Origin of the sequence: Vibrio sp. MMG023 (assembly GCF_021654215.1) — a bacterium.
GTDB classification, from domain to species: Bacteria; Pseudomonadota; Gammaproteobacteria; order Enterobacterales; family Vibrionaceae; genus Vibrio; species Vibrio jasicida.
This window is the reverse complement of sequence record NZ_JAKFZP010000031.1, coordinates 1-1,029: the sequence shown is the minus strand read 5'-3', so window position 1 is coordinate 1,029 and position 1,029 is coordinate 1. Positions and strand designations below refer to the sequence as shown.

1 protein-coding gene is annotated in these 1,029 nt (G+C 38.6%); it reads left to right on the top strand.

Features of this window, described 5'->3' with window-relative positions; all coding sequences use genetic code 11:
- Positions 1-126 precede the first annotated feature (126 nt).
- A complete protein-coding gene (locus L1076_RS26840; protein WP_237304881.1) occupies positions 127-657 on the top strand; it encodes a hypothetical protein in 531 nt (176 codons plus the stop codon).
- Positions 658-1,029: the final 372 nt, after the last annotated feature.

The following is a 1,029-nucleotide window of genomic DNA, read 5'->3' as shown; positions in this document are numbered from 1 at the left end:
GCGTGCCTCACACCTTAATTGGGCGTTATAAATCAAGATTGAGATTCGTGTCTGAAAACAGAATATTAAGATGACTTTATTGGTATGTGATTTGTATCATATTTGCTTTGATTGAGGGAATAAGACATGGACGACATACCTGTTCTGAATAAATCTGCGGAAAGGAAGTTAAGTATTATCAATGATACACCTGCAATATTTACTATCGTTGATAGCGATAGCGCAGTCGGTAGAAAGCCATTATACGAAATTGATAGCTTCAGTGAAGTTGGGAAATGGTGCGGTTTGATAATTCATCAATCAAAGAAACATGGTGTAGACCCACGGCTAGTCGCAGCAATAATGTATATGGAAACTACTCATGGCTGGTATGATAAAGTCTATCCTTTGAGAAAAACCATACTGCCGATGAATCTACATTATTCATATTGGAAAGACATTGGCGTCACTAAAGAAGCCCTAGGCTGTCCTTACTACAATATTGAGTTCGGGATCGCTCTATTATCTAGAATACAGGCTCGTATTGAAAATCCGACGATAAGAAAAATAGCTACGATCTATAATTTTTTGGGTGCTGAAGTAGTTAGCGATTACGGTGCACGTGTAGCCAAGCTATATCTTGAGCAACCATGGAGCCCAGCCAAATGTGCCGTTTAAAACACTTTATCGTGTCTATTGTTGTTTCTAGTATTCTAGCTTGCATTCCCCTGTATGTTGCAGTTAAACATAACTCAATGGGAGAGTTTTGTACTGCTAAATCTCTAGCTCTAAGTACTTGTAGGTATGACTTTAACTATATTTTTATGGTTTGGGGTAGTTGGTTTGTAATTATCTTTGTTTGTTTAATTGTGCTCACTTTTTTAATGCTAGTCGTCAAACGGCTCGTACAAAAACAGTGGCAATGATTTATAACAAACTGTTTAAGAGTGATTCGCAACGCGTGGCATTTTCACCATGCGTTGGTTTTAGTGTTTAAGGTGGTATACGGCGGCTTCGGTATTGCGTTGCTCACACCTTAACAGGGCGTTA